Genomic DNA, 20560 nt, shown 5'->3' with positions numbered 1-20560 from the left:
GCCTGAAATTCAGTTGCTGTCGCTGGCGTTTTTTCTCTGTTTTTTTTCTGATCGCACCTCTGCGGTGCTTCTCAGTCGACGATGAATGTCGTCTGCTTTTACCTCTGAATCGCCCGAATGGCATCGGCCTTAGCCACCATATGATGTTTCCAGAATTTCCATTACCAGCTCATCAAAATCGAGGCCAACTTCTCTGGCTGCCATAGGCACCAGACTATGATCCGTCATGCCCGGAATGGTATTAATTTCAAGCAACCACGGGTTCTGCTGCTGATCCAGCATCAGATCAACACGTCCCCATCCTTCGCATTCCGTCAAACGGAACGCTTCCAGAGCCATTGCTTGCAGAGCCTGTTCTTTTTCCTTGCTTAACCCGCAGGGAACAATGTAACGCGTATCATTGGACTGATACTTGGCTTCGTAATCATAAAAGACATTATCTGTTTCCAGACGAATGACCGGTAGCGGTGTAGAATCCAGAACCCCGATGGTGTACTCGGCACCATCAATAAACTGCTCAACCAGCACTTCGCTACAAAACTCTTTCGCCTTACGCCAGGCAGCGGGCAGCTCCTCAAAAGACTCTACCCGGCTCATACCCAGACTGGAGCCTTCCAGTGCCGGCTTTACAAAGCAGGGATAACAGAACTCTTTCATACCGGACAGCTCGGTTTCACTCCTGATCACCCGGAACTCAGGTGTCGGCAAACCTGCCGCAATCCACACCTGCTTGGTCAGTACTTTGTTCATCGTAACTGACGACGCCATTACACCACTTCCGGTATAAGGCATCCCGATGGTATCCAGCAGCCCCTGCATTCGGCCATCTTCACCACCACGGCCGTGCAAGGCATTAAAAACCCGGTTTACACCCTGATCAGAAAAAGCTGAAACAACATCATTGGCTGCATCAATCAGAACACTGTCAACGCCACGAGCCTTCAGCGCCTTATGCACTCTCTGCCCGCTTTTCAGAGATACTGCCCGTTCGCCGGAGTTGCCTCCGTAAAGTACACCAACCCGGCCATACTCACTGGCACTCCGCCTTGCCTTGCGTTGATATATTCCCTTCATTAATCACTTACCTACCTGCAACCGTCAGAGATCATACTCAAAGGCTGCATTATCATCTCAAAACAGCCGGACCCGAGGCACACATTATGCTTCTTGGCTTATCATATCGCGCTCGCCGCTCTGATGTTTTAAAAACTTCGACAATTCGATAGCAACACCGCCAACGTCCCCGGCTCCCTGGGTCAACAGCAAGTCCCCGTCCTGTAGCACCGTCGACAATATTTCCTCGATATTGCCATCACGGGGTAAAAATATCGGTTCTACCCGCCCCCGCTGCCGAATACTGCGGCACAGGCTACGGCCATCGGCTCCGGGAATAGTCTCTTCCCCGGCCGCATAAATATCCATCAATATCAGCACATCGACCCGCGAAAGGACATCAACAAAGTCCTCGAACAAATCCCGGGTCCGGGTATAACGATGCGGCTGATAAACCATAACCAGTCGCTTGTCGTCCCAGCCAGCCCTGATTGCCTCAATCGTAGCGGCCACTTCACTTGGATGGTGCCCATAGTCATCAACCTGCATGATGCGACCAAAGTTGGTATCAAAATCGCCATGTACCTGGAAGCGACGACCAACCCCGGTAAATCCGGCCAGACCACGTATAATCACATCATCCGCCATTCCTTCTTCCGAAGCTACAGCGATTGTTGCCAGCGCATTCAGGACATTGTGATGCCCCGGCATTCCCAGCGAAAACTCTACAGAGTCTTCACGCCCAGCACGCTGCAGGGAAAAACGGGTTGTGGTGCCTTCATACCGGATATCACAAGCCCTGAAGTCTGCATCATCAGACACACCGTAAGTAATAACCCGGCGTTTGATTTCCGGCAGCAGCTCCCTGATAACCGGGTCATCGATACAAACAACAGCGACACCGTAAAATGGCAGGTTATGCAGGAATTCGACAAATGTCCGCTTCAGACAATTGAAGTCCCCCCCATAAGTATCCATATGGTCCGCTTCGATATTGGTTACCACCGACACCATTGGCTGCAGGTGCAGGAAGGAGGCATCGCTCTCGTCGGCTTCTGCAACCAGATAACGACTGCCGCCCAGCTTGGCATTGGTGCCTGCAGAGTTCAGCCGACCACCAATAATAAAGGTCGGATCCAATTGACCTTCAGCCAGTACTGAAGCAATCAGACTGGTTGTTGTCGTTTTGCCATGAGTACCCGCTACAGCAATACTGTGACGGTACCGCATCAGCTCGGCCAGCATTTCAGCCCTGGGGACTATCGGCACTCGAGCACCCTGTGCGGCAATAACCTCGGGGTTGTCCTGAGACACCGCACTCGATGTGACTACCACATCGACGCCATCGACATTTTCAGCCTGATGACCGATAAATACGACCGCTCCCAGTGACTCCAGCCGACGTGTCACCGCCGAAGGACGCAAATCAGAGCCGGAAATCTGGTACCCCTGGTTAAGCAGCACTTCCGCGATACCACACATTCCGGAGCCGCCGATGCCTACAAAGTGAATACGGCGAATTCGTCTCATTTCCGGAATCGCAAAAACCGGTACACTGCTACTGGCTACATCAACCATTGATTACCTCCAAACACTGGGCTACAACCTGCCCAGTCGCATCAGGCCGGGCACAAGCCAAAGCAGCCTTGCTCATATCCTGTAACTGGTTACGATCAGCAGCCAGTGTTTTCAATTCTTCAGCCAGCAACTCTGCCGTCAGGTCCGACTGCTGAAATAGCCGTGCAGCACCACTCTGAACCAGATAGTTACCATTTCGCGTTTGATGATCATCAACCGCATAAGGAAACGGCACCAGAATTGCTGGTCGGCCTGCATTGGCCAGCTCGGAAACTGTTAATGCACCCGCCCGGCAAACAATCAGATCAGCCCATTCATAGGCCGCAGCCATATCATCAATAAATGCTTCTACCCGGCCACTGACAGCAAACTTTCGATAGCGTTCGCTGGTTTTCTCATCCCAGCCTTTGCCACATTGATGCCAGACTTCAATATTGTCTTCAGCACAAAATGACAATGCCTCAGGTACCAGCTCATTGATTGCCAGTGCTCCCCGGCTACCTCCAAGTATCAGGAGTTTCATGCCATCCGTGTCCGGGGAGAGCCCAGCAGCTGAAATAGCGCTGCGTACAGGGTTACCGGTGCATGTCACTTTACTTGCAGCAACCTTTCCGGCAAATGTGTTCGGAAAGGCCTCCAACACCCGGTTGGCTATTTTCGCCAGCAACCTGTTGGTCATTCCCGGAACAGCGTTCTGCTCATGTATCACCAGCGGAATCTGCAATATTCGTGCCGCGACGCCACCGGGACCTGTGACGTATCCACCCATGCCGATAACACACTTCGGATTAAGCTTTCGTAGCAGCTTTACCGCAGCCAAAATTGACGCTGCCACCCTGAAAGGTGACAGTAGTCGTGCAATAATGCCTTTACCCCTGACACCTGTAACCGAGACATAGCTGATATCAAAGCCATGCTTTGGCACCAGTTCGGCCTCCATACTTTCAGGTGTTCCAATCCAGTGGATATCATATCCCCTGCTTTTCAGTTCCTCTGCTGTCGCCAGTGCCGGAAAAATATGTCCCCCTGTTCCGCCAGCCATAACAACAATGGAAGAAGAGGCAGATTCAGTCATTTGAAGCCTCCCTGCGCTGTTTTTGTTTCATCAGACAGCGACGTTCATAATCAATACGCAACAGCAAGCCTATTGCCAGACAATTCATAACCATACTACTGCCGCCATAGCTGACAAAGGGCAAAGTCAGACCTTTTGTAGGCAACAGCCCGATATTCACTCCGATATTGACAACCACCTGGCCACCAATCAAAAAACTGATGCCATAAGCCACATAAGCCGCAAAAAATTGCCCTGCCCGCTCAGCAAGATGGCCAATACTTAATGCCCGCAGAGAGATAAACATCAGCATGACCAACAGCACCAGGCTACCGACCAGACCCAACTCTTCAGCCAGTACTGCGAGCACAAAATCAGTATGCGCTTCCGGTAAATAAAACAGCTTCTGAATACTGTTACCCAGCCCCTGTCCTAGCCATTCGCCCTTACCAAATGCAATCAGCGACTGAGTAAGCTGATAGCCGCTGCCAAACTGATCAGCCCATGGATCAAGATAGGTTTTCAACCGTTCAATCCGGTATGCCTGGGTCAACAAAATCCCGATCACACCGACTACGCATACCACCATCAACACCAGATATTGCATCAATGGCACACCGGCGAGAAAGATCATACCCAATACGGCAACCAGCAGAACAACGACAGCACCAAAGTCAGGCTCAGCCAACAAGAGTGCTGCGGCTCCTCCCAATACCAGCATCGGCTTGATAAAACCCCACCACTGGGATCTGACCTCATCCCTTCGACGCACCAGATAAGCCGCTATATATACGACCATCCCAAGCTTGGCGACTTCCGATGCCTGGAGATTAAAAAAGCCCAGATTAATCCAGCGTACACTGCCGTTAATCTCCCGCCCCATAAACAGAACGATCACCAGCAATGCAATTGATACCAATAGAGAAACGGTGCTGAACCGTTGCCACTCCTGCAGCTCTATGGTCATAACCACAATCATGGCAATCAGTCCGGCAGCAACATATATTGCTTGACGGATAGCGTAATACAGAGGAGTCGATCCAATTTCAGTGGAGGCTGACGCAACCATAACCAGCCCGAGTGAAAGCACCGCAAGGGTGGCACCCAGCAGCCAGAAATCAAGCTCGGCATCGTTTTTAAGCGGTTGCCCCCAAGTGGGACGAAAATCAGAAAAGCGACGAAATATATTTTGCAGACTAACCATTAAGAACCTGCCCTACTGCTTCGCTAAAAGCTCGGCCACGCTCCTCAAAGTTGGTGTACATATCCAGACTGGCACAGGCCGGGGCAAGCAGGACAACATCACCGGAAGTTGCTACCGCATGAGCCAATTGCACTGCCTGTTCCATATTTTCAGCCCTGTCACATGATAACTGCCCGGGAGCGACCTGACTGATTTTTTCAGCATCCTTTCCCAGCAATATCAACTGACGGGCATATCGAGATAAAGGCTCTGTCAGTGGAGTAAAGTCAGCACCTTTTCCATCTCCACCCGCAATCAGTACAACCTTTCCATCAATCTCGGCACCCAGCCCTTCCAGCGCCGCAATAGCAGCACCGGGATTGGTTGCCTTGGAATCGTTAAAGAAGGTGATGCCATTTTCTTCCGCCACCCACTGGCAGCGATGCTCCAAACCGGTAAAGTCCACAAGTACCTGAAGCATTTTATCCAACGGCAGCTTGATAGCCGAACCGATAGCCAGTGCAGCCAATGCATTGGCATAGTTATGCCTGCCCCGAACTTTCAGTTTTGAGGTATCAAGTAACTTTTCCAGCCCACGAGCAAGCCAGGTGGTTCCATCTTCGTGAATCAGGCCAAAGTCATTTAGATCAGGTGTATTGAGGGTAAAGCGTGTAACCGTTGTTGATCCGGGCACCAGCGGCAAAGTCAGCATATCTTCGGCGTTACAAACTGCATACCTGCAGCCACGATACACCTGCTGCTTGGCCTGCTGGTACTCCAGCAGGCTCGGGTAACGATCCATATGATCCGCGGAAACATTAAGCACCGTCGCCACTGCCGGCTGGAGTGATGCTGTTGTTTCCAGCTGGAAACTGGACAGCTCCAGTACATAAACGTCAGCATCCTGGTCCAGCAATTCCAGCGCAGGCGTACCAATATTACCACCTACAGCCGGTTTCAGGCCCGAGGCCTGAACCATTTGCCCCACCAGAGTTGTGACTGTGCTTTTTCCGTTCGAGCCGGTAATAGCTACAACCGGCGCTTTAACATTGCGCTGCTGCAAATCTCGTGCGAACAATTCAATATCACCAGCGACTGTACAACCCTGCCTGATGGCTTCGGCAATAGCAGGTTCGGACAATGCAACACCTGGGCTCATTACCAGTTCGGATGTATTACCAAACAACTCTGCATCAAATTTACCGGTATGGACCCGCACTTCCGGCATTTCTGCTGCCATTTCGGCAAGCCCGGGCGGATTACGCCTGCTGTCAACGACAATAAATGGCTTGCCCTGACGATACAGATACCGGGCGCTGGATAATCCGGATTTTCCCAGCCCGACAACAACACGTAACTTATCCGAACCTACCAGTTGCACGCGTGGTTCTCCTTAACGAACTTTCAGTGTTGCCAGACCAATCAGTACCAGCACCAGAGTAATAATCCAGAATCTCACAATAACTCTGGGCTCAGGCCAGCCTTTTAACTCGTAATGGTGATGTAGCGGCGCCATCCGGAAAATACGACGACCAGTCAATTTAAACGAGGCCACCTGAAGAATGACGGAAGCAGTCTCCATAACAAAGACGCCACCCATAATCAGCAGCACAACTTCCTGACGCACAATAACGGAGATCACACCAAGAGCCGCGCCCAGAGCCAGGGCACCCACATCACCCATGAAGACCTGGGCCGGGTAGGTGTTAAACCAGAGGAAACCAAGCCCGGCACCAGCCAAAGCCCCACAGAATACAACCAGCTCACCGGCACCGGCGATATATGGAATATGAAGATAGTTGGCAAAATTTACATGCCCGCTGAGATAGGCAAACACTGCCAGAGCACCGGAAACCAGCACAGTGGGCATAATTGCCAGCCCATCCAGCCCGTCAGTCAAGTTAACCGCGTTACTGGTACCCACAATCATCAGATACGACAGAATAACAAAGGCTATCGGTCCGAGAATGATGGAAAAGTTCTTGAAGAACGGCATGATCAATTGAACCTCTGCCGTTCCTTTTGCGGTCATAAAGAGGAATATGGCCGCCCCCATACCCGCTACAGACTGCCAGAAAAACTTCCAGCGAGCAGGAAGTCCACGTGAATCTTTCTCAACCACCTTGCGGTAGTCATCAACCCAGCCGACGATACCAAAAACGGCAGTCACCAAAAGTACAACCCAGACATAACGGTTGGATAGATTCGCCCACAGCAGGGTACTGACAGCCAGAGCCACCAGAATCAGAGCGCCACCCATTGTCGGTGTTCCGGCCTTGCTCAGGTGTGACTGCGGGCCATCATCACGAACAGCCTGACCTATCTGGTGATAGCTCAGCTTGCGAATCATATAGGGACCGACCCACAGGCACAGCCCCAGCGAGGTCAACACGCCGAGGATGGCGCGAAATGTCAGATATTTAAACAGGCCAAAGCCGCTGTAATACTGGGTCAGGTAATCCGCCAGCCAGTAAAGCATAGTCAGTCTTTCTCCGCATATGCCGGGCCAACCATGGCCTCGACAATCTTGTTCATCTGCATACTCAGGGAACCTTTAACCAGTACGGTCGACATACCGTCCTGCAATTCTTTGGCACGGCTTATCAGGCTGTCATGGTCAGCAAAGCTTTCAGCACCCCGCCCGTATGCATCACTGCTGAAACGGGTCAATTCACCCAGCGTCAGCATTTTTTCAATTCCGGCTGCAGCCGCATGAGCACCAACTTGCCGGTGCCCACTTTCCGATTCGGTAGCCAGTTCCCGCATATCGCCGACAATCAGCATTCTCGGAGCCGGCATTTGGGCCAGCACATCAATAGCTGCCAGGGTAGATGCAGGGTTAGCGTTATAACTGTCATCAATCAGTACACCACCACCCTGCAGCGGGTAACGTCGCCCCCGGCGCCGAACCGGCTGAATCGAAGCCAGACCGGCAGCAATCTGTTCCAGTGTACTCCCAAGCGATGCTGTAACCAAAGCAGCAGCAAGCGCATTGCTGACCTGATGCTTGCCCAGCAGCGGCAGGGTTATATCAATATTTTTTTCTTCCAGCCACAACCGAAACTTCATTCCTTCGGCTGTGAAACTAATATCACTGGCCCGGGCGTCAGCCCTGACATCATTCAATGAAAAACTCTTGACCGTACGGGAAGGTCTGGACAGCGCACGGGTTCGCCATTCATCAAAGAAACGATCATCCCGGTTCAGTACTGCCACACCACTATCTTTCAGGCCATCCAGCAGGTCACCCTTTTCTTTGGCGACACCTTCCACAGATCCCAGCTTTTCCAGATGAGCAACCGAGGCATTATTGATGATGGCCACATCCGGATGCGCAAGGTTGGCGATGTAGGCAATTTCACCCGGCGCATTGGTTCCGAGCTCAACTACTGCAAAGTTGTGCTCATCATTTATACGACTAAGAGTCAGCGGTGTGCCGATATCATTATTCAGGTTGGCTTCGGTAGCCAGAACAGCACCGGACTGAGCCAGAATCGCAGCAACCATCTCCTTGACCGAAGTCTTGCCACTACTACCGGTAATACCCACAACCGGACCAGTGAAACGGTCACGGTTCCAGGCACCAATCCGGCCATACGCAATACGGGTATCAGCAACAACCAGTTGCGGCAGCGCAATATCCAGTTTACGGCTGACAACAGCAGCAACTGCGCCGGATTTTTGTGCCTGCTCAGCAAAATTGTGCCCGTCAAAGTTGGGACCAACCAATGCTACATACAGGTTACCCGGCTGAATGGTACGGGTGTCAGTCGAGATGCCGGATACTGTAGCGTCTTCACCTGAAAACTCCGCCTCCAGCACTCCCTTGAGTTTTTCCAGCGTAACATCAGCCAGCATGCTCGTACCTCTCCAGTGCGGTTTTTACTTCATCACGGTCATCAAACGAAAAACGCTGTCCGTTGATTTCCTGATAATCTTCATGACCTTTTCCGGCAACCAGTACAATTTCGCTGGCATCAGCTTCTGCTACGGCAGATGCAATGGCCTCACGGCGATCAACACAAACCCTGACCCGCTGCTGATCAGCAAGCGACAAGCCTTGCAGGGCATCGTTGATTATTTGCTCAGGGTCTTCTGTGCGGGGGTTATCACTGGTGAGCACCACCTTGTCAGCATGCTGCAAAGCAGCCTGAAGCATCAGTGGACGCTTGCCCCGGTCACGGTCACCACCGCAACCAAATACACAGGTTAATGATCCTTCGGAATGGTCTCTCAGTGCAGACAGTGCACTCACCAGCGCATCTGGAGTGTGGGCATAATCAACAATGGCCAGTGGTTTGCCATTCCCGCCCTGACTTTGCAGTCGGCCCGGAACCGTCTCCAGACGACCAGCATAAGCAATGAGGTCATCCAGTTTGAAACCTTCAAGCAGCAGAGTACCGATCGCTGCCAATAAATTGCTGAGATTAAACCGCCCCAGCAGAGGCGTGTTGATTTCCCCTCTACCCCATGGGGTTTCGATGCAAGCCTGCATCCCCTGTGAGGAGCAGTGCAAATCCGTTACAACCAGATCAGCACGATTGCCCTGAAGACTGAACGTCAATTTTTCCGGAATAGCCGCTGCAGCATTCAGCATCTCTTCTATCCGTGCATCATCCTGATTAATGACAGCTCGGTGTACTTTATGGGCAGAAAACAGCTGCGCCTTGGCTCGGGCGTATTCATCCATCGAGCCATGATAGTCCAGATGATCACGACTTAAATTGGTGAAAACAGCCGTCGAGAACTCAACACCCGTAACTCTGCCCTGCTCCAGCCCGTGAGAAGACACCTCCATCGCCAGCCAGCGGGTGCCGGCCTGCTGTAATTGATGAAGGTAACGTTGAATGCTGATCACATCAGCTGTGGTATTGCTCATTGGCACCAGGCTGCCGGGAAACCCCTGACCCAGTGTTCCCATCAGCGCGCAGGGCTGACCGGCCAACTGCAGTAACTGACCAAGAAAATGACAGGTTGAACTTTTACCGTTGGTGCCAGTGACACCCAGCACTTTCAGGCTTCGGGAAGGTTCATTGAAAAAACAGTTGGCGAGTTTACCGGCAAGTGGACGCAACTCAGCGACATTATAAATCGGAACAGGCAAGTCAGCCGGCAACTCTCCCGATTCTGCCAATACAGCGATAGCACCGCGCTGAATAGCATCCTTGATATAACGCCGACCATCAACAGTTTCACCCGGCATGGCAAGAAACAAGCTGCCCGGTGTTACCTGCCTGCTATCAATTGCCAGATCAGTCAGCAGGCGGTCATCCCCTGCAGACTGTAACCCGGCTTCAAGCAATAACTTATCGACAGTACATTTTGTTGTTTTCGATCCAGTTGTTTGCGACCCAGTCATACCAATACATCAACCCTTACCATTTGGAACCGTGACGTTATTCTTTGCGACGATATTCTTTGCGACGATATTACGCTGACTGCCCTGCGCAACCTCATCCGGTTTTACACCGAGAATCCGCAACGCTCCGCCAGTCACTTTGGAAAATACCGGTGCAGCAACAACACCACCGTAATAATTTTTTCCACCGACATCATCAAGAATCACAACTGTCACAATTCGAGGGTCCTTAACAGGTGCAAACCCTGCAAAGCTCGCTACATAGCGATTATCAAGATAGCCTTGTTGTCCGACTTTTTTAACTGTCCCGGTTTTACCTGCAACCGAGTAGGAGGGAATTTTAGCTCGGCGACCAGTTCCCTGGGTCACAACACGGGTTGTCATCTCGGTAACCTGATCAACGACCGAGCTGGACATCACTCTTACTCCCTGAGGCACCACATCACGTTTGAGGGGCGTCAAGGGACGGTAGATACCATCAGCAGCCAGCACGGTATAAGCCTGCGCCAGCTGCAACGGTGTTACTGACAGGCCATAGCCAAAAGCCAGGGTTGCCGTTTCAATTTTACTCCAGCGCTCCCGCATCAGCGGCAGACCTCCGGTTTGCTCTCCCGGAATACCCGATCCTGTGGTGGCACCCAGTCCAATCCGCTCAAACATTTCGAGCAGGGACCCAGGCCCCAGATCCAGTGCAATTCTGCTGACACCTACGTTACTCGACTTGGTCAGCACAGTTGTTAAGTCGATACGGCCGTAATTACGCACATCCCGCACATAGTTCCGGCCAACCCGCATAACACCGGGAGATGTTTCAATGACAGTACCTGGCGTATATCGACCACTCTCCAGTGCCGCCGCAATGGTGAAAGGCTTGATAACTGAGCCGGGTTCAAATATATCGGTGACTGCCCGATTACGCAGTGTTTCCGGCTTGATGGATTTGCGATTATTGGGATTAAAAGAAGGAGAGTTCACCAGAGCCAGAATCTCACCGGTTTTCACATCGACCATCACCAGCGAGCCAGAACGCGCGCCATGCTGTTGTACCGCCTGCTTTAGTTCGCGGTAAGCCAGATACTGCAACCGCAGGTCAATACTGAGCATTAATTCTTTACCAGGCTCGGCACCTGAAATTGTCTCGGCCTCTTTTACCAGCCGGTTGCGCCGATCCTTTATAATTCTACGCTCGCCTTCCTTACCATCGAGCCATTCGTCATAAGCCAGCTCAAGCCCTTCCTGACCCTTTTCGTCCAGATTGGTAAAGCCAACAAGGTGAGTTGTCACTTCCCCGGCAGGGTAGTAGCGCTTGGATTCTTCTCGTGAATAAACTCCCGGCACATCCAGATCAAGCACCGCCGCCGCTTTGGCTGGCGTCATTTGCCGGCGGAGATAGATAAAGCCTTTGGAAGAGTAACTATGAACTTTTTGACGAACATCTTCAGGCTTGATACCCAGTTGCCGACCCAGACCATGCCAGTCAATGACTGGTACGTCTTCATCCGGTTTCAGGTTCTTACCAAGCATTTCCTTAGGATTGGCCCAGATAGCCATCATTGGCGTACTGACTGCCAGTGGCCTGCCATTGCGGTCAAGAATGATGCCCCTGTGAGCCGCAACCGTCTCATAGCGAACCTGACGTTTGTCACCTTCACCCTGCAGGCGTTCATTATTCACCACCTGCAGATCGGACAACTTCCAGCCAATAATAGAGACTGCAAAAGCAAACACAGCAAAAATCAGATACAGCCGCCCCATATAAGGCGCCATACCTGTTTTTTTCTTCCTGACATCAGTGTTCTTGTTATTTTTCATGGTTTAACCACTATGGTATCAGCCACGCTCGGGGCCTCCATGCCCAACCTTTCCCTTGCCAGCCGGTCGATTCTACTCGGTGAAGTCAGGGTGCTATGCTGCAGCAGCAACTGCCCCCACTCGACCTGGGCCCGGTTTTTCTTTCCTACTTCAGTTTGCAGTGCGTTCTGCAACACCCTGTTTACATGTGCGGTGTAAACCACTGCAACTGCTGACACAATCACCAGCATTCCCATCGCCAGCACCGTGTATTGAGTGCGCCGCGCCAAAATTCTGAGTGGTGTCAGATCCATACCGGTTTAAACCAGTTTTTCAGCAATCCGCATCACAGCACTACGTGATCGGGGGTTATCGGAAACCTCTTCTTTTGTCGCCTTGATCGCCTTGCCTACCGGCTTCATTCGTCTGGCAATCTGGCTTTCCATCAGCGGCAGCCCCGGAGGCAAGTCTCCACCACGGGCATGATCACGAATAAAGCGTTTCACCATCCGGTCTTCCAGTGAGTGGAAGCTGATAATAACCAGCCGCCCGCCGGGACGCAGCAACTCCAGCATTTCATCCAGTGCTTTTTCCAGATCCTGTAACTCCTGGTTAATATGGATCCGGATAGCCTGAAAAGAGCGGGTCGCCGGATGTTTGCCTTTTTCCCACGCCGGATTGGCATCAGACAGAAGTTTGGCCAACTCTCCGGTGGTCTTCAACGGTGCTTCCTGCCGGCGCTCGATGATTGCACGCGCCATACGGCGGGCAAACCGCTCTTCCCCATAAGTTTTCAGCACCCAGCTGATCTCTTTTTCTTCAGCCGTATTCAGCCACTCTTCTGCGCTCATACCAGCTGAAGTATTCATTCTCATATCCAGCGGGCCATCGCGCAGAAAGCTGAAACCACGCTCGCCTTCGTCGAGCTGGGGTGAGGATACCCCGAGATCCAGCAAAATACCGTCCACCGGTTGATTAATATGTTTTCCGACTTCAGCAAAAGAGTCATGCACGATGCTGAACCGGTTATCTTCTGCGGACAGCTGCTCTCCGGTAGCTATTGCCCGTGGATCCTTATCCACACCAAGTACTTTGGCTTCCGGCCCCAGCCGTTCCAGCAACAGGCGGGTATGACCTCCCCGGCCAAATGTGCCATCTATATAAAAGCCGGATTCATCCGTCATCAGGGCATCAACAGCTTCATTCAAAAGGACGGTTGTATGTAGTTTCTGGCTCATTACAGCGACAGCGTTTGCAGCTCCAAAGGGGTTTCATCAGCACTACTGGCTTCATCCAGGTATTCATCCCGGCGCTTCATCCAGCAGGCCTCATCCCATAATTCAAATTTCCTTCCCTGCCCGAGTAACATGGTTTTTTTTGTTAAACCTGCATACTCACGCAATAAAGGGGGTAACAGAATCCGGCCCTGCGCATCCATCACGAGATCAGTCGCATGGCCGATTAATAATCGTTGAATACGTCGAGTCATCGGGTGAAAACTCGGAAGCGCTTCAATTTTCTCCTGAATGGCATTCCAGGCAGGGAGCGGATAGATCAGCAGGCAGGGCTCGTCGGTATCGATAGTCGCAACCAGCTGCCCCTCACTCTGTTCGAGCAGGCACTGCCTGTAGCGGGTTGGAATCGCCAACCGGCCTTTGGCATCAAGATTGATTGCATTGACTCCGCGAAACAAGCTTCAGGCCTCCACTATTCCCTGTTGAAAAGCCATAAAAAACCACTTTCACCCACTTCACACCACACTAGCACACACTATAGGAATGCCAAACCCCGGCGTCAAGCGGTCAGGAGCCTCTCTAAAAACTCACAATTTATTGATTTTCATAAAAAAAATATGCTTCGACCGAGTCTGAAAGGACAGAAAAAATCAATAAAATTAAGTACCTGCGGAAACCTGCCGACAAATGATATAGCGGCGACTCCCTTCAGATCTCAGCATAAGTCGAGATATAAAGTCTGACGTTGTATTTCAAACAAAGCTAAAAAAATGAAAACAACGAACGACTGAAACAACATCAGAGGAAATAAAAGAGGGGTTGCGAGCCGGCCTGTAAGCCGGGTTCTGTATACCATCAAAGATGGCTGGCAATCATTCCTCTAGGGTGCATGTCGCCACACACCTCAAGCAACCTACCCGAACTCAGTGCGGACCACACCATCGAGTTCCTATTTGGTCTTGCTCCGAACGGGGTTTACCCTGCCATGAACTGTTGCCAGTCACGCGGTGCGCTCTTACCGCACCCTTTCACCCTTACCGGCTATCAGGAAACCTGACAGCTTAGGCGGTCTACTCTCTGCGGCACTTTCCGTAGGCTTGCGCCCCCCAGGCGTTACCTGGCGTTCTGTCCTGTGGAGCCCGGACTTTCCTCCCCTGTCATGAAAATGACAGCAGCGACTGCCCGGCCAGCTCGCAATCCGGTCAATTATGAATGGCATTGCCGCTATGAGCAATACGCACTCATATCAAAACGCATATTTTATGAATCACCTGCCAGTTCCAGCGCACGGTTATACACCTCGCCCTTTTTAACACCCAGTAATTTAGCAGCAACCTTGGCCGCTTTGCTGACCGGCATTTCTTCCAGCAGCGCTCTCAATAGCGCATCCTGCTCCATCACTGCACTTGCTGCATCTTCGGAAGCACAACCTTCTACCAGCAGCACAAACTCGCCTTTCTGACGAGCTTCATCTTCTGTTATCCACTCAATCAGCTCGGCGGCTGTACCCTGAATCACAGTTTCGAATGATTTGGTCAGCTCCTTGGCTAGCACAACCTTGCGATCGGCTTCAAAGATACTTTTCATATCATTCAGCGAGGCAACGATTCTATGAGTCGATTCGTAAACAGCCCATGTGTGAGGCATTACAGCCAACTCTTCCAGCCGTTCCCGGCGCTGCTTGTTTTTGGCTGGCAGGAAACCGGCGAAAGTGAAACGGTCAGTGGCCAGACCACAAACAGAAAGAGCCGCAACAATCGCACAGGCTCCCGGTATAGTCACCACGTTAAAGCCTGCTTCCCGCACCGCATTAACCAACACATACCCGGGATCAGAAATCAGCGGCGTACCAGCATCAGAAATCAAAGCAATAGACTGTCCCTGTTGCAACATGCCCACAATACGCTCGGAAACCTGAGACTCGTTATGCTCATGACAGGAAAGCAGCCGGGTTCGAATCCCGAAATGCTGCATCAGACGACTGCTATGGCGGGTATCTTCAGCGGCAATAACATCGACATTATTGAGCACATCCAGAGCTCGTGGCGTCATATCTCCCAGATTACCAATGGGCGTTGCCACCACATACAGCGCTGTATCCACAATCAGGTCACCTCATTCAATATCAACGTGCATTTTACCTGTATTGCCTGAATGACGAGAGTTTTTTAGGGCCTGCTTGATACAACAACCCAATCAATCAGGGACAGGTCTGGAAAACTGACTGGCAAGCACTTACGATTACCCAACACAAATACAGCCTGAACAATGCCAATGTTAAAAGGATTACGTCTTCAGCGACTGGCTCTTCCAATAGCAACTATCTTGCTGGCCGCCTGTTCGACACCGCCACAGCAAACAGGCAGCCTCCCTGCGCCTGTTATCAGTCAAGGCACATCAAAGCAGGAAACACCCAAAACAGATCATACTGCCGGCCTGCGCCCTCTGCTGCAGGAGACCTACAAACTGCTGGAAGCCGAACGCTATCGTGAAGCCACCGCCCGCCTGAGCACACTTTACTACGACAACCTGCCTCTGGCAGAAAAGCCTGAGTATGCGCTGCAGCGTGCCCAAATTGCGATTCACCGGCTGGAAGCGAACAATGCCTTTTTATGGCTGGATCTGCCGGCAGTACTTAATGACAGTCGCTCCGGGACACAAATTCGGCTTCATAACCTTCGCGCTCAAGCATACGAGCTTTATGGCGAATACCGGGCCGCAGCTGACGAATGGTTTGACGCACTGGCATTAACGACAACCGCAGAAGAGACAAGCCAGCAAAATCAGGCATTGTGGAGCAGCCTGATTCAGATTCAACCCGAAACGCTGCAGCGTATGGCCAGCCTTGCCTATAACACTGACCGTCGTGGCTGGCTCAATCTGGCGCTGGCCTATAACGGTGCAGCTTCACCTGATGAACAGATTCCGCGTCTGCAACAGTGGCTGCAGCTTTGGACCAACCACCCTGCATCCACCCAGGCCCGGGAAATTCTTGACCTGCTGCAACAAGCCAAAATTCATCAGCCCCGTCATATCGCATTGGTTTTACCATTAAGCGGTCCCCTGCAACGTGCAGGTGAAGCTGTGCGTGACGGTTTTATGGCAGCTTTTTATGCCAGCAATGCAAAAGCCGAACGTCCCGAAATCACCTTTTTTGACAGTAACAGCAGCCCCGTCAAAAACCTGATTATGCAGGCTAAAGATCTGGGAGCTGATCTGGTGGTTGGCCCCCTGGAGAAAGACAAGGTAGAGTCACTTTACACATTTGAACCGCCACTGCCGGTTTTGAGCCTGAACTACCCGCAACAAAAAACACAACCTTCATCTGCCATTGTGGAGTTCGGCCTTTCTCCGGAAGAAGAAGCGATTCAGGCTGCTCGCCGGGCTCGACTGGATGGACACGAAAGAGTCGTGATTCTCACTCCTGAGTCTGACTGGGGCCAGCGAGTTGCAGCCAGCTTCAAGGATTACTGGGAACAGCTGGACGGATCTGTAGCAGGCAGCCTCACATATGACCGCAAGGATGATATCACTCAGACAACCGGCAAATTGCTTCTCGTTGATGAAAGCAACAAGCGGTCCAGCCAGCTGCAAAGAGTAGTACGACAATCCTTGAACTTCAGCGGACGTCGACGACAGGATATTGACGCGGTATTTATCGCAGCCAATCCATTTAATGCTCGCCAGATCAAACCTGCACTGGCATACCAGTATGCTGGCAAGCTGCCCACTTATACGACATCCAGCACTTTTTCAGGCACTTCTGACCCCGAAAGAGATGCCGACCTCAATGGCATTAGAATTCCTCTCATGCCATGGCTTACTCCCGGATCAAAATTGCGTATTCCGCTCAAGGCTGACATAGAAGACACCTGGCCAGACAAAGCCGGGGGCAGTTACAGCAGCCTTTACGCCCTGGGCGCCGACAGCTGGCTTATTCACACTCTGATACCACAGCTAACCGAACTTCAGGGCACCAAAATACAAGGCTTCACCGGAGAGCTCTATATCAAGGATCAGCAAGTTCAGAGAAAGCTGGACTGGTATGTGTTTCGCTCCGGCCAGCCAAGATTCCTTGGCAATAGCGACTCAAAAAGAAACAAAGCCGGTTAACGACGATCGGCTTATTCCATCGACATCGCAGTAAAAAATCGTAGCCAAAAAGAGTCGAGAGGGATAATGTTCTGGACGCTGAAAAACCTGTCCCATCAGGCGAAAAACAGTGAAGATCTGGCATTACGCTATCTTTGCCGGAAGGGGCTGAAACTCATCGCCCGGAACTACGCCTGCCGGTCAGGCGAAATTGATCTGGTTATGAAAGACCGGCAACAACTTGTTTTTATCGAGGTACGCTACCGTAAAGATCAAAAATACGGTGGCGCACTTGATTCAGTGACTGCTCGTAAACAACAACGAATTTACAAGACAGCTCAACATTATCTGCAACAGCACAACGCTTCATCCGAGTCTTGCCGATTTGACGTAATTGCCCTCGAGGGATCACCAACCGGCCCCGCTATTAGCTGGATAAAAGATGCTTTCCAGTCATTCTGAGTCGTAATCAGACATATGGCTCTGGACTTCGCAACTTGCGAATGATCAAATTCTCCTTTTAACTGTAAACTCGTACTGCTGCAGACAACAATCCAAGGAACGTCATCATGCAGGAAAGAATTACCCGCCATTTTTCTGACAGCATTGATGCCAAAATCAGGGCTGCGGAAGCCTTAACGCCGCTGATTGACCAGACTGCAGAGATCATGACCCAGACTCTGCTGAATGAAGGCAAAATCCTGACATGCGGTAACGGCGGGTCTGCTGGTAATGCCCAGCATTTTTCATCCGAACTGCTTAACCGCTTTGAACGGGAGCGGCCGTCACTGCCTGCGCTGTCACTGACCACAGATACATCGACACTGACATCTATTGCTGACGACTACAGCTATAACGAAATTTTTTCAAAGCAGATACGGGCTCTGGGGCAACCGGACGACATTTTGCTTTTAATATCAGCGACCGGACAATCACCCAATATTATTCAGGCAATACAGGCCGCCCATGACCGGGAAATGATTGTTATAGCCCTGACTGGAAACGATGGCGGCAATGTTGCCCGCCTGATGCAACCGGAAGATATTGAACTGCGCGTGCCGTCCAGTGTACCGGCCAGAGTGCACGAAGTGCACATGCTGCTGATTCATTGCTTTTGTGACCTGATCGATGAACACCTGTTTGGAAGCGCAGGTTGATTCCAGGCAAAGATAAAAACCAGCGAGTGCGAACCACTCCAACAAACCACGACGATTGAAATGGCAAGAAATCTGAAAGGACTGGCGCTGGGACTGGCAGCCTCAATATTACTCAATGGCTGCACCACAATACTCAGCAATGTAAATGAAGGCCCGATAGAACAGGACAAGGGATCCCGAAGCCTGGGAGCCAGAATCGATGACGAGATTATTGAAAATGTAGCCGGGGTGAACATCCTCAAAGCCGACCCGGCCTTTGAGCAGGCACATGTTGTCGTTGTCAGTTTTAATGGCATTCTGCTGCTTGCAGGTCAGGTTCCCAGTGACAAACTCAAAACGCTGGCCGAACAGACAGCCATAAAAACCCAGCAGGCACGGAAAGTTTATAATGAGCTGGAAGTAAGGGGACCAACCTCCCTGCTAACCCGCAGTAGTGATACTTACATCACAACCAAAGTTAAAACAGCTTTGCTGACTGCAGAAAACAGCTCGGGTGAAAGGGTAAAGGTGCTGACAGAAAACGGAACCGTTTTCCTGATGGGTATCGTCACGCCAAAAGAAGCCCAGATCTCCACCAATATTGTTCGCCAGGTCTATGGCGTACAGAAAGTGGTTAAGGTCTTTGAATATATTCGCTGAATCAATCTCTCATTAGCATTCATTCAGCAACAAGTGGTCCTGACCGGACCACTTGCTTATAACTGACGACTTACTTTACAACCCGCAAACTCGGACGCCCCGGTTTTTTAGGCGGTTTATCATCACCACCCGCAGGCTCAACCGGCTTCATGATATCCGTAGACTCACCATCACCTTCGGGCGGTGGCTCATTCCCGGTTTCAATTTCGAATACCATGCCCTGACCATTTTCTCGCGCATAAATCGCCATCAGGGCACCCACAGGAAATTCGATTCGGGTAGAAACACCACCAAAACGGCCTTCGAATCCGAACCACTCATTTCCCATTTCAAAATTTCTGACCGCTGCCGGGGCAACATTCAGAACAATTTGATTATCCTTGACGTAAGCCTTTGGAACCCGAACTCCCGGATAAACAGCATCCACCAGAATATGTGGTGTACAGTTATTCTCCAGAATCCAGTCATACAGCGCCCGGGCAATATAGGGGCGACTGCTCGTCATTGTCATGCTGCTTCCCCAACATCTGTTGCAGAATCGTTTCCGCACCCAACAAGAGTCAGCGTGCAGATAATGCCTGCCAAAGAAGAATAAAAATGGCGGCATTCCAAGTTAAAAAAAGCAGGCTTGCGATAACACAAAGCCTGCTTTTTTCTTCAGCGTAGCGGTATATCAAACAGCGGACACACCGCAAACCGAATCAGAGATGCATCTCTTTTTCGATTTCTGAAAGACTGTCAATAAAGGAATCACGCTCAAACAGGCGAGAGGCGTAATCCTGAATCGCCTTGCCCTGTTTCGGCAGCTCAATACCCAGTACCGGCAGACGCCACAGCAGCGGTGCCACACAGCAGTCAACCAGAGTGAACTCTTCACTCATGAAGTATGGCTTTTCTGCGAAAATCGGTGCAACAGCCAGCAGGCTTTCACGCAGGGCCTTGCGAGCACGAGCAGCCGGAGTTTCCTTGGTTTTCGGATCCAGGATCTCATCAGCCAGTACACACCAGTCGCGCTGAATGCGATACATCATCAGACGGCTCTGGGCGCGAGTTACCGGGTAAACCGGCAGCAGCGGCGGATGCGGGAAACGCTCATCCAGGTATTCCATCATGACATTGGATTCATACAAAACCAGGTCACGATCTACCAGAGCAGGAAGACTGTTATAGGGATTGATATCCGCCAGCTCTTCCGGCTTGTTTTCCGGGTCAACATCCCGAATATCTACAGCAACACCTTTTTCTGCCAGCACAATGCGCACGCGGTGACTGTAATGGTCAGCTGGATCAGAATAGAAGGTCATCGAGGAACGCTTGGCGACTACGCCCATCTACTTACCCCCGCCTACATATCTATAGGTCAGAAATGACTGCAACGATGCACAGGATTACAGATGACGCACCCGGGAAGCTTGAACG

The 20560-nt window shown here is 51.3% G+C and carries 19 protein-coding genes and 1 other RNA gene; 4 read left to right on the top strand and 16 right to left on the bottom strand.

Features of this window, described 5'->3' with window-relative positions:
- Positions 1-129 precede the first annotated feature (129 nt).
- From ACYZZ0_RS16735 to rsmI, 14 genes are all read right to left on the bottom strand, one after another.
- Positions 130-1065 (bottom strand): D-alanine--D-alanine ligase, encoded by a 936-nt coding sequence (locus ACYZZ0_RS16735; RefSeq protein WP_461537945.1) that lies wholly within the window; start codon positions 1063-1065, stop codon positions 130-132.
- A 93-nt stretch (positions 1066-1158) separates the two neighbouring features.
- Positions 1159-2631: a UDP-N-acetylmuramate--L-alanine ligase gene (murC, locus tag ACYZZ0_RS16730; protein ID WP_461537796.1), complete on the bottom strand. Its 1473-nt coding sequence runs from the start codon at positions 2629-2631 to the stop codon at positions 1159-1161.
- Positions 2624-3706, bottom strand: a complete 1083-nt coding sequence (gene murG / locus ACYZZ0_RS16725; RefSeq protein ID WP_461537795.1) for an undecaprenyldiphospho-muramoylpentapeptide beta-N-acetylglucosaminyltransferase — start codon at positions 3704-3706, stop codon at positions 2624-2626. Before murG ends, murC begins: the two co-directional genes overlap by 8 nt.
- Entirely contained in the window at positions 3699-4889 is a 1191-nt protein-coding gene (gene ftsW / locus ACYZZ0_RS16720) for a putative lipid II flippase FtsW (protein ID WP_461537794.1), read from the bottom strand. The genes murG and ftsW overlap by 8 nt, the downstream gene beginning before the upstream one ends.
- Positions 4882-6249: a UDP-N-acetylmuramoyl-L-alanine--D-glutamate ligase gene (gene murD / locus ACYZZ0_RS16715; RefSeq protein ID WP_461537793.1), complete on the bottom strand. Its 1368-nt coding sequence runs from the start codon at positions 6247-6249 to the stop codon at positions 4882-4884. Before murD ends, ftsW begins: the two co-directional genes overlap by 8 nt.
- 12 nt (positions 6250-6261) lie before the next feature.
- Positions 6262-7347 carry a phospho-N-acetylmuramoyl-pentapeptide-transferase gene (gene mraY / locus ACYZZ0_RS16710; RefSeq protein WP_461537792.1) on the bottom strand — a complete coding sequence of 362 codons (1086 nt, stop codon included), beginning with the start codon at positions 7345-7347 and terminating at the stop codon, positions 6262-6264.
- A gap of 2 nt (positions 7348-7349) precedes the next feature.
- Positions 7350-8726, bottom strand: coding sequence for a UDP-N-acetylmuramoyl-tripeptide--D-alanyl-D-alanine ligase (locus ACYZZ0_RS16705; protein WP_461537791.1), 1377 nt, complete (start codon positions 8724-8726; stop codon positions 7350-7352).
- Complete coding sequence (locus tag ACYZZ0_RS16700) at positions 8716-10227, bottom strand: UDP-N-acetylmuramoyl-L-alanyl-D-glutamate--2,6-diaminopimelate ligase (protein ID WP_461537790.1); 1512 nt, start codon at positions 10225-10227, stop codon at positions 8716-8718. Before ACYZZ0_RS16700 ends, ACYZZ0_RS16705 begins: the two co-directional genes overlap by 11 nt.
- A gap of 9 nt (positions 10228-10236) precedes the next feature.
- Entirely contained in the window at positions 10237-12039 is a 1803-nt protein-coding gene (locus ACYZZ0_RS16695) for a peptidoglycan D,D-transpeptidase FtsI family protein (protein WP_461537789.1), read from the bottom strand.
- A complete protein-coding gene (ftsL, locus tag ACYZZ0_RS16690; RefSeq protein WP_461537788.1) occupies positions 12036-12332 on the bottom strand; it encodes a cell division protein FtsL in 297 nt (98 codons plus the stop codon). Before ftsL ends, ACYZZ0_RS16695 begins: the two co-directional genes overlap by 4 nt.
- A 6-nt stretch (positions 12333-12338) precedes the next feature.
- Positions 12339-13256 carry a 16S rRNA (cytosine(1402)-N(4))-methyltransferase RsmH gene (gene rsmH / locus ACYZZ0_RS16685; protein WP_461537787.1) on the bottom strand — a complete coding sequence of 306 codons (918 nt, stop codon included), beginning with the start codon at positions 13254-13256 and terminating at the stop codon, positions 12339-12341.
- Positions 13256-13711 (bottom strand): division/cell wall cluster transcriptional repressor MraZ, encoded by a 456-nt coding sequence (gene mraZ / locus ACYZZ0_RS16680; RefSeq protein WP_461537786.1) that lies wholly within the window; start codon positions 13709-13711, stop codon positions 13256-13258. The genes rsmH and mraZ overlap by 1 nt, the downstream gene beginning before the upstream one ends.
- Positions 13712-14071: 360 nt before the next feature.
- Positions 14072-14447, bottom strand: an RNA gene (rnpB, locus tag ACYZZ0_RS16675) — RNase P RNA component class A.
- Between the two features lie 66 nt (positions 14448-14513).
- Positions 14514-15356, bottom strand: coding sequence for a 16S rRNA (cytidine(1402)-2'-O)-methyltransferase (rsmI, locus tag ACYZZ0_RS16670; RefSeq protein WP_461537785.1), 843 nt, complete (start codon positions 15354-15356; stop codon positions 14514-14516).
- Between the two features lie 171 nt (positions 15357-15527).
- Between rsmI and ACYZZ0_RS16665 the strand changes: the two genes are divergently transcribed.
- From ACYZZ0_RS16665 to ACYZZ0_RS16650, 4 genes are all read left to right on the top strand, one after another.
- The gene (locus tag ACYZZ0_RS16665) at positions 15528-17366 is read left to right on the top strand and encodes a penicillin-binding protein activator (RefSeq protein ID WP_461537784.1); all 1839 of its coding nucleotides are present in this window, start codon (positions 15528-15530) and stop codon (positions 17364-17366) included.
- A 66-nt stretch (positions 17367-17432) separates the two neighbouring features.
- Complete coding sequence (locus ACYZZ0_RS16660; protein ID WP_461537783.1) at positions 17433-17807, top strand: YraN family protein; 375 nt, start codon at positions 17433-17435, stop codon at positions 17805-17807.
- Positions 17808-17914: 107 nt separating this feature from the next.
- A complete protein-coding gene (locus ACYZZ0_RS16655) occupies positions 17915-18502 on the top strand; it encodes a phosphoheptose isomerase (RefSeq protein ID WP_461537782.1) in 588 nt (195 codons plus the stop codon).
- Between the two features lie 60 nt (positions 18503-18562).
- Entirely contained in the window at positions 18563-19141 is a 579-nt protein-coding gene (locus tag ACYZZ0_RS16650; RefSeq protein WP_461537781.1) for a BON domain-containing protein, read from the top strand.
- A 70-nt stretch (positions 19142-19211) separates the two neighbouring features.
- Here ACYZZ0_RS16650 and ACYZZ0_RS16645 read toward each other — a convergent pair whose 3' ends face one another.
- Both ACYZZ0_RS16645 and sspA read right to left on the bottom strand, forming a co-directional pair.
- Positions 19212-19646: a ClpXP protease specificity-enhancing factor gene (locus ACYZZ0_RS16645; protein WP_461537780.1), complete on the bottom strand. Its 435-nt coding sequence runs from the start codon at positions 19644-19646 to the stop codon at positions 19212-19214.
- A gap of 196 nt (positions 19647-19842) precedes the next feature.
- Entirely contained in the window at positions 19843-20472 is a 630-nt protein-coding gene (sspA, locus tag ACYZZ0_RS16640) for a stringent starvation protein SspA (RefSeq protein ID WP_461537779.1), read from the bottom strand.
- Positions 20473-20560 lie beyond the last annotated feature (88 nt).

This window comes from Spongorhabdus nitratireducens (genome assembly GCA_947387575.1).
In the GTDB taxonomy this organism is placed as follows: Bacteria; Pseudomonadota; Gammaproteobacteria; order Pseudomonadales; family Endozoicomonadaceae; genus CANDOC01.
This window is presented reverse-complemented; position numbering and strand designations above follow the sequence as displayed.

Coding starts and splice junctions, on each gene's coding strand:
- murC (WP_461537796.1), bottom strand. CDS start 2,631: ATGGTTGATGTAGCCAGTAGCAGTGTACCGGTTTTTGCGATTCCGGAA.
- murG (WP_461537795.1), bottom strand. CDS start 3,706: ATGACTGAATCTGCCTCTTCTTCCATTGTTGTTATGGCTGGCGGAACA.
- ftsW (WP_461537794.1), bottom strand. CDS start 4,889: ATGGTTAGTCTGCAAAATATATTTCGTCGCTTTTCTGATTTTCGTCCC.
- mraY (WP_461537792.1), bottom strand. CDS start 7,347: ATGCTTTACTGGCTGGCGGATTACCTGACCCAGTATTACAGCGGCTTT.
- ACYZZ0_RS16705 (WP_461537791.1), bottom strand. CDS start 8,726: ATGCTGGCTGATGTTACGCTGGAAAAACTCAAGGGAGTGCTGGAGGCG.
- ACYZZ0_RS16700 (WP_461537790.1), bottom strand. CDS start 10,227: ATGACTGGGTCGCAAACAACTGGATCGAAAACAACAAAATGTACTGTC.
- ACYZZ0_RS16695 (WP_461537789.1), bottom strand. CDS start 12,039: ATGAAAAATAACAAGAACACTGATGTCAGGAAGAAAAAAACAGGTATG.
- ftsL (WP_461537788.1), bottom strand. CDS start 12,332: ATGGATCTGACACCACTCAGAATTTTGGCGCGGCGCACTCAATACACG.
- rsmH (WP_461537787.1), bottom strand. CDS start 13,256: ATGAGCCAGAAACTACATACAACCGTCCTTTTGAATGAAGCTGTTGAT.
- ACYZZ0_RS16665 (WP_461537784.1), top strand. CDS start 15,528: ATGTTAAAAGGATTACGTCTTCAGCGACTGGCTCTTCCAATAGCAACT.
- ACYZZ0_RS16660 (WP_461537783.1), top strand. CDS start 17,433: ATGTTCTGGACGCTGAAAAACCTGTCCCATCAGGCGAAAAACAGTGAA.
- ACYZZ0_RS16655 (WP_461537782.1), top strand. CDS start 17,915: ATGCAGGAAAGAATTACCCGCCATTTTTCTGACAGCATTGATGCCAAA.
- ACYZZ0_RS16650 (WP_461537781.1), top strand. CDS start 18,563: ATGGCAAGAAATCTGAAAGGACTGGCGCTGGGACTGGCAGCCTCAATA.
- ACYZZ0_RS16645 (WP_461537780.1), bottom strand. CDS start 19,646: ATGACGAGCAGTCGCCCCTATATTGCCCGGGCGCTGTATGACTGGATT.
- sspA (WP_461537779.1), bottom strand. CDS start 20,472: ATGGGCGTAGTCGCCAAGCGTTCCTCGATGACCTTCTATTCTGATCCA.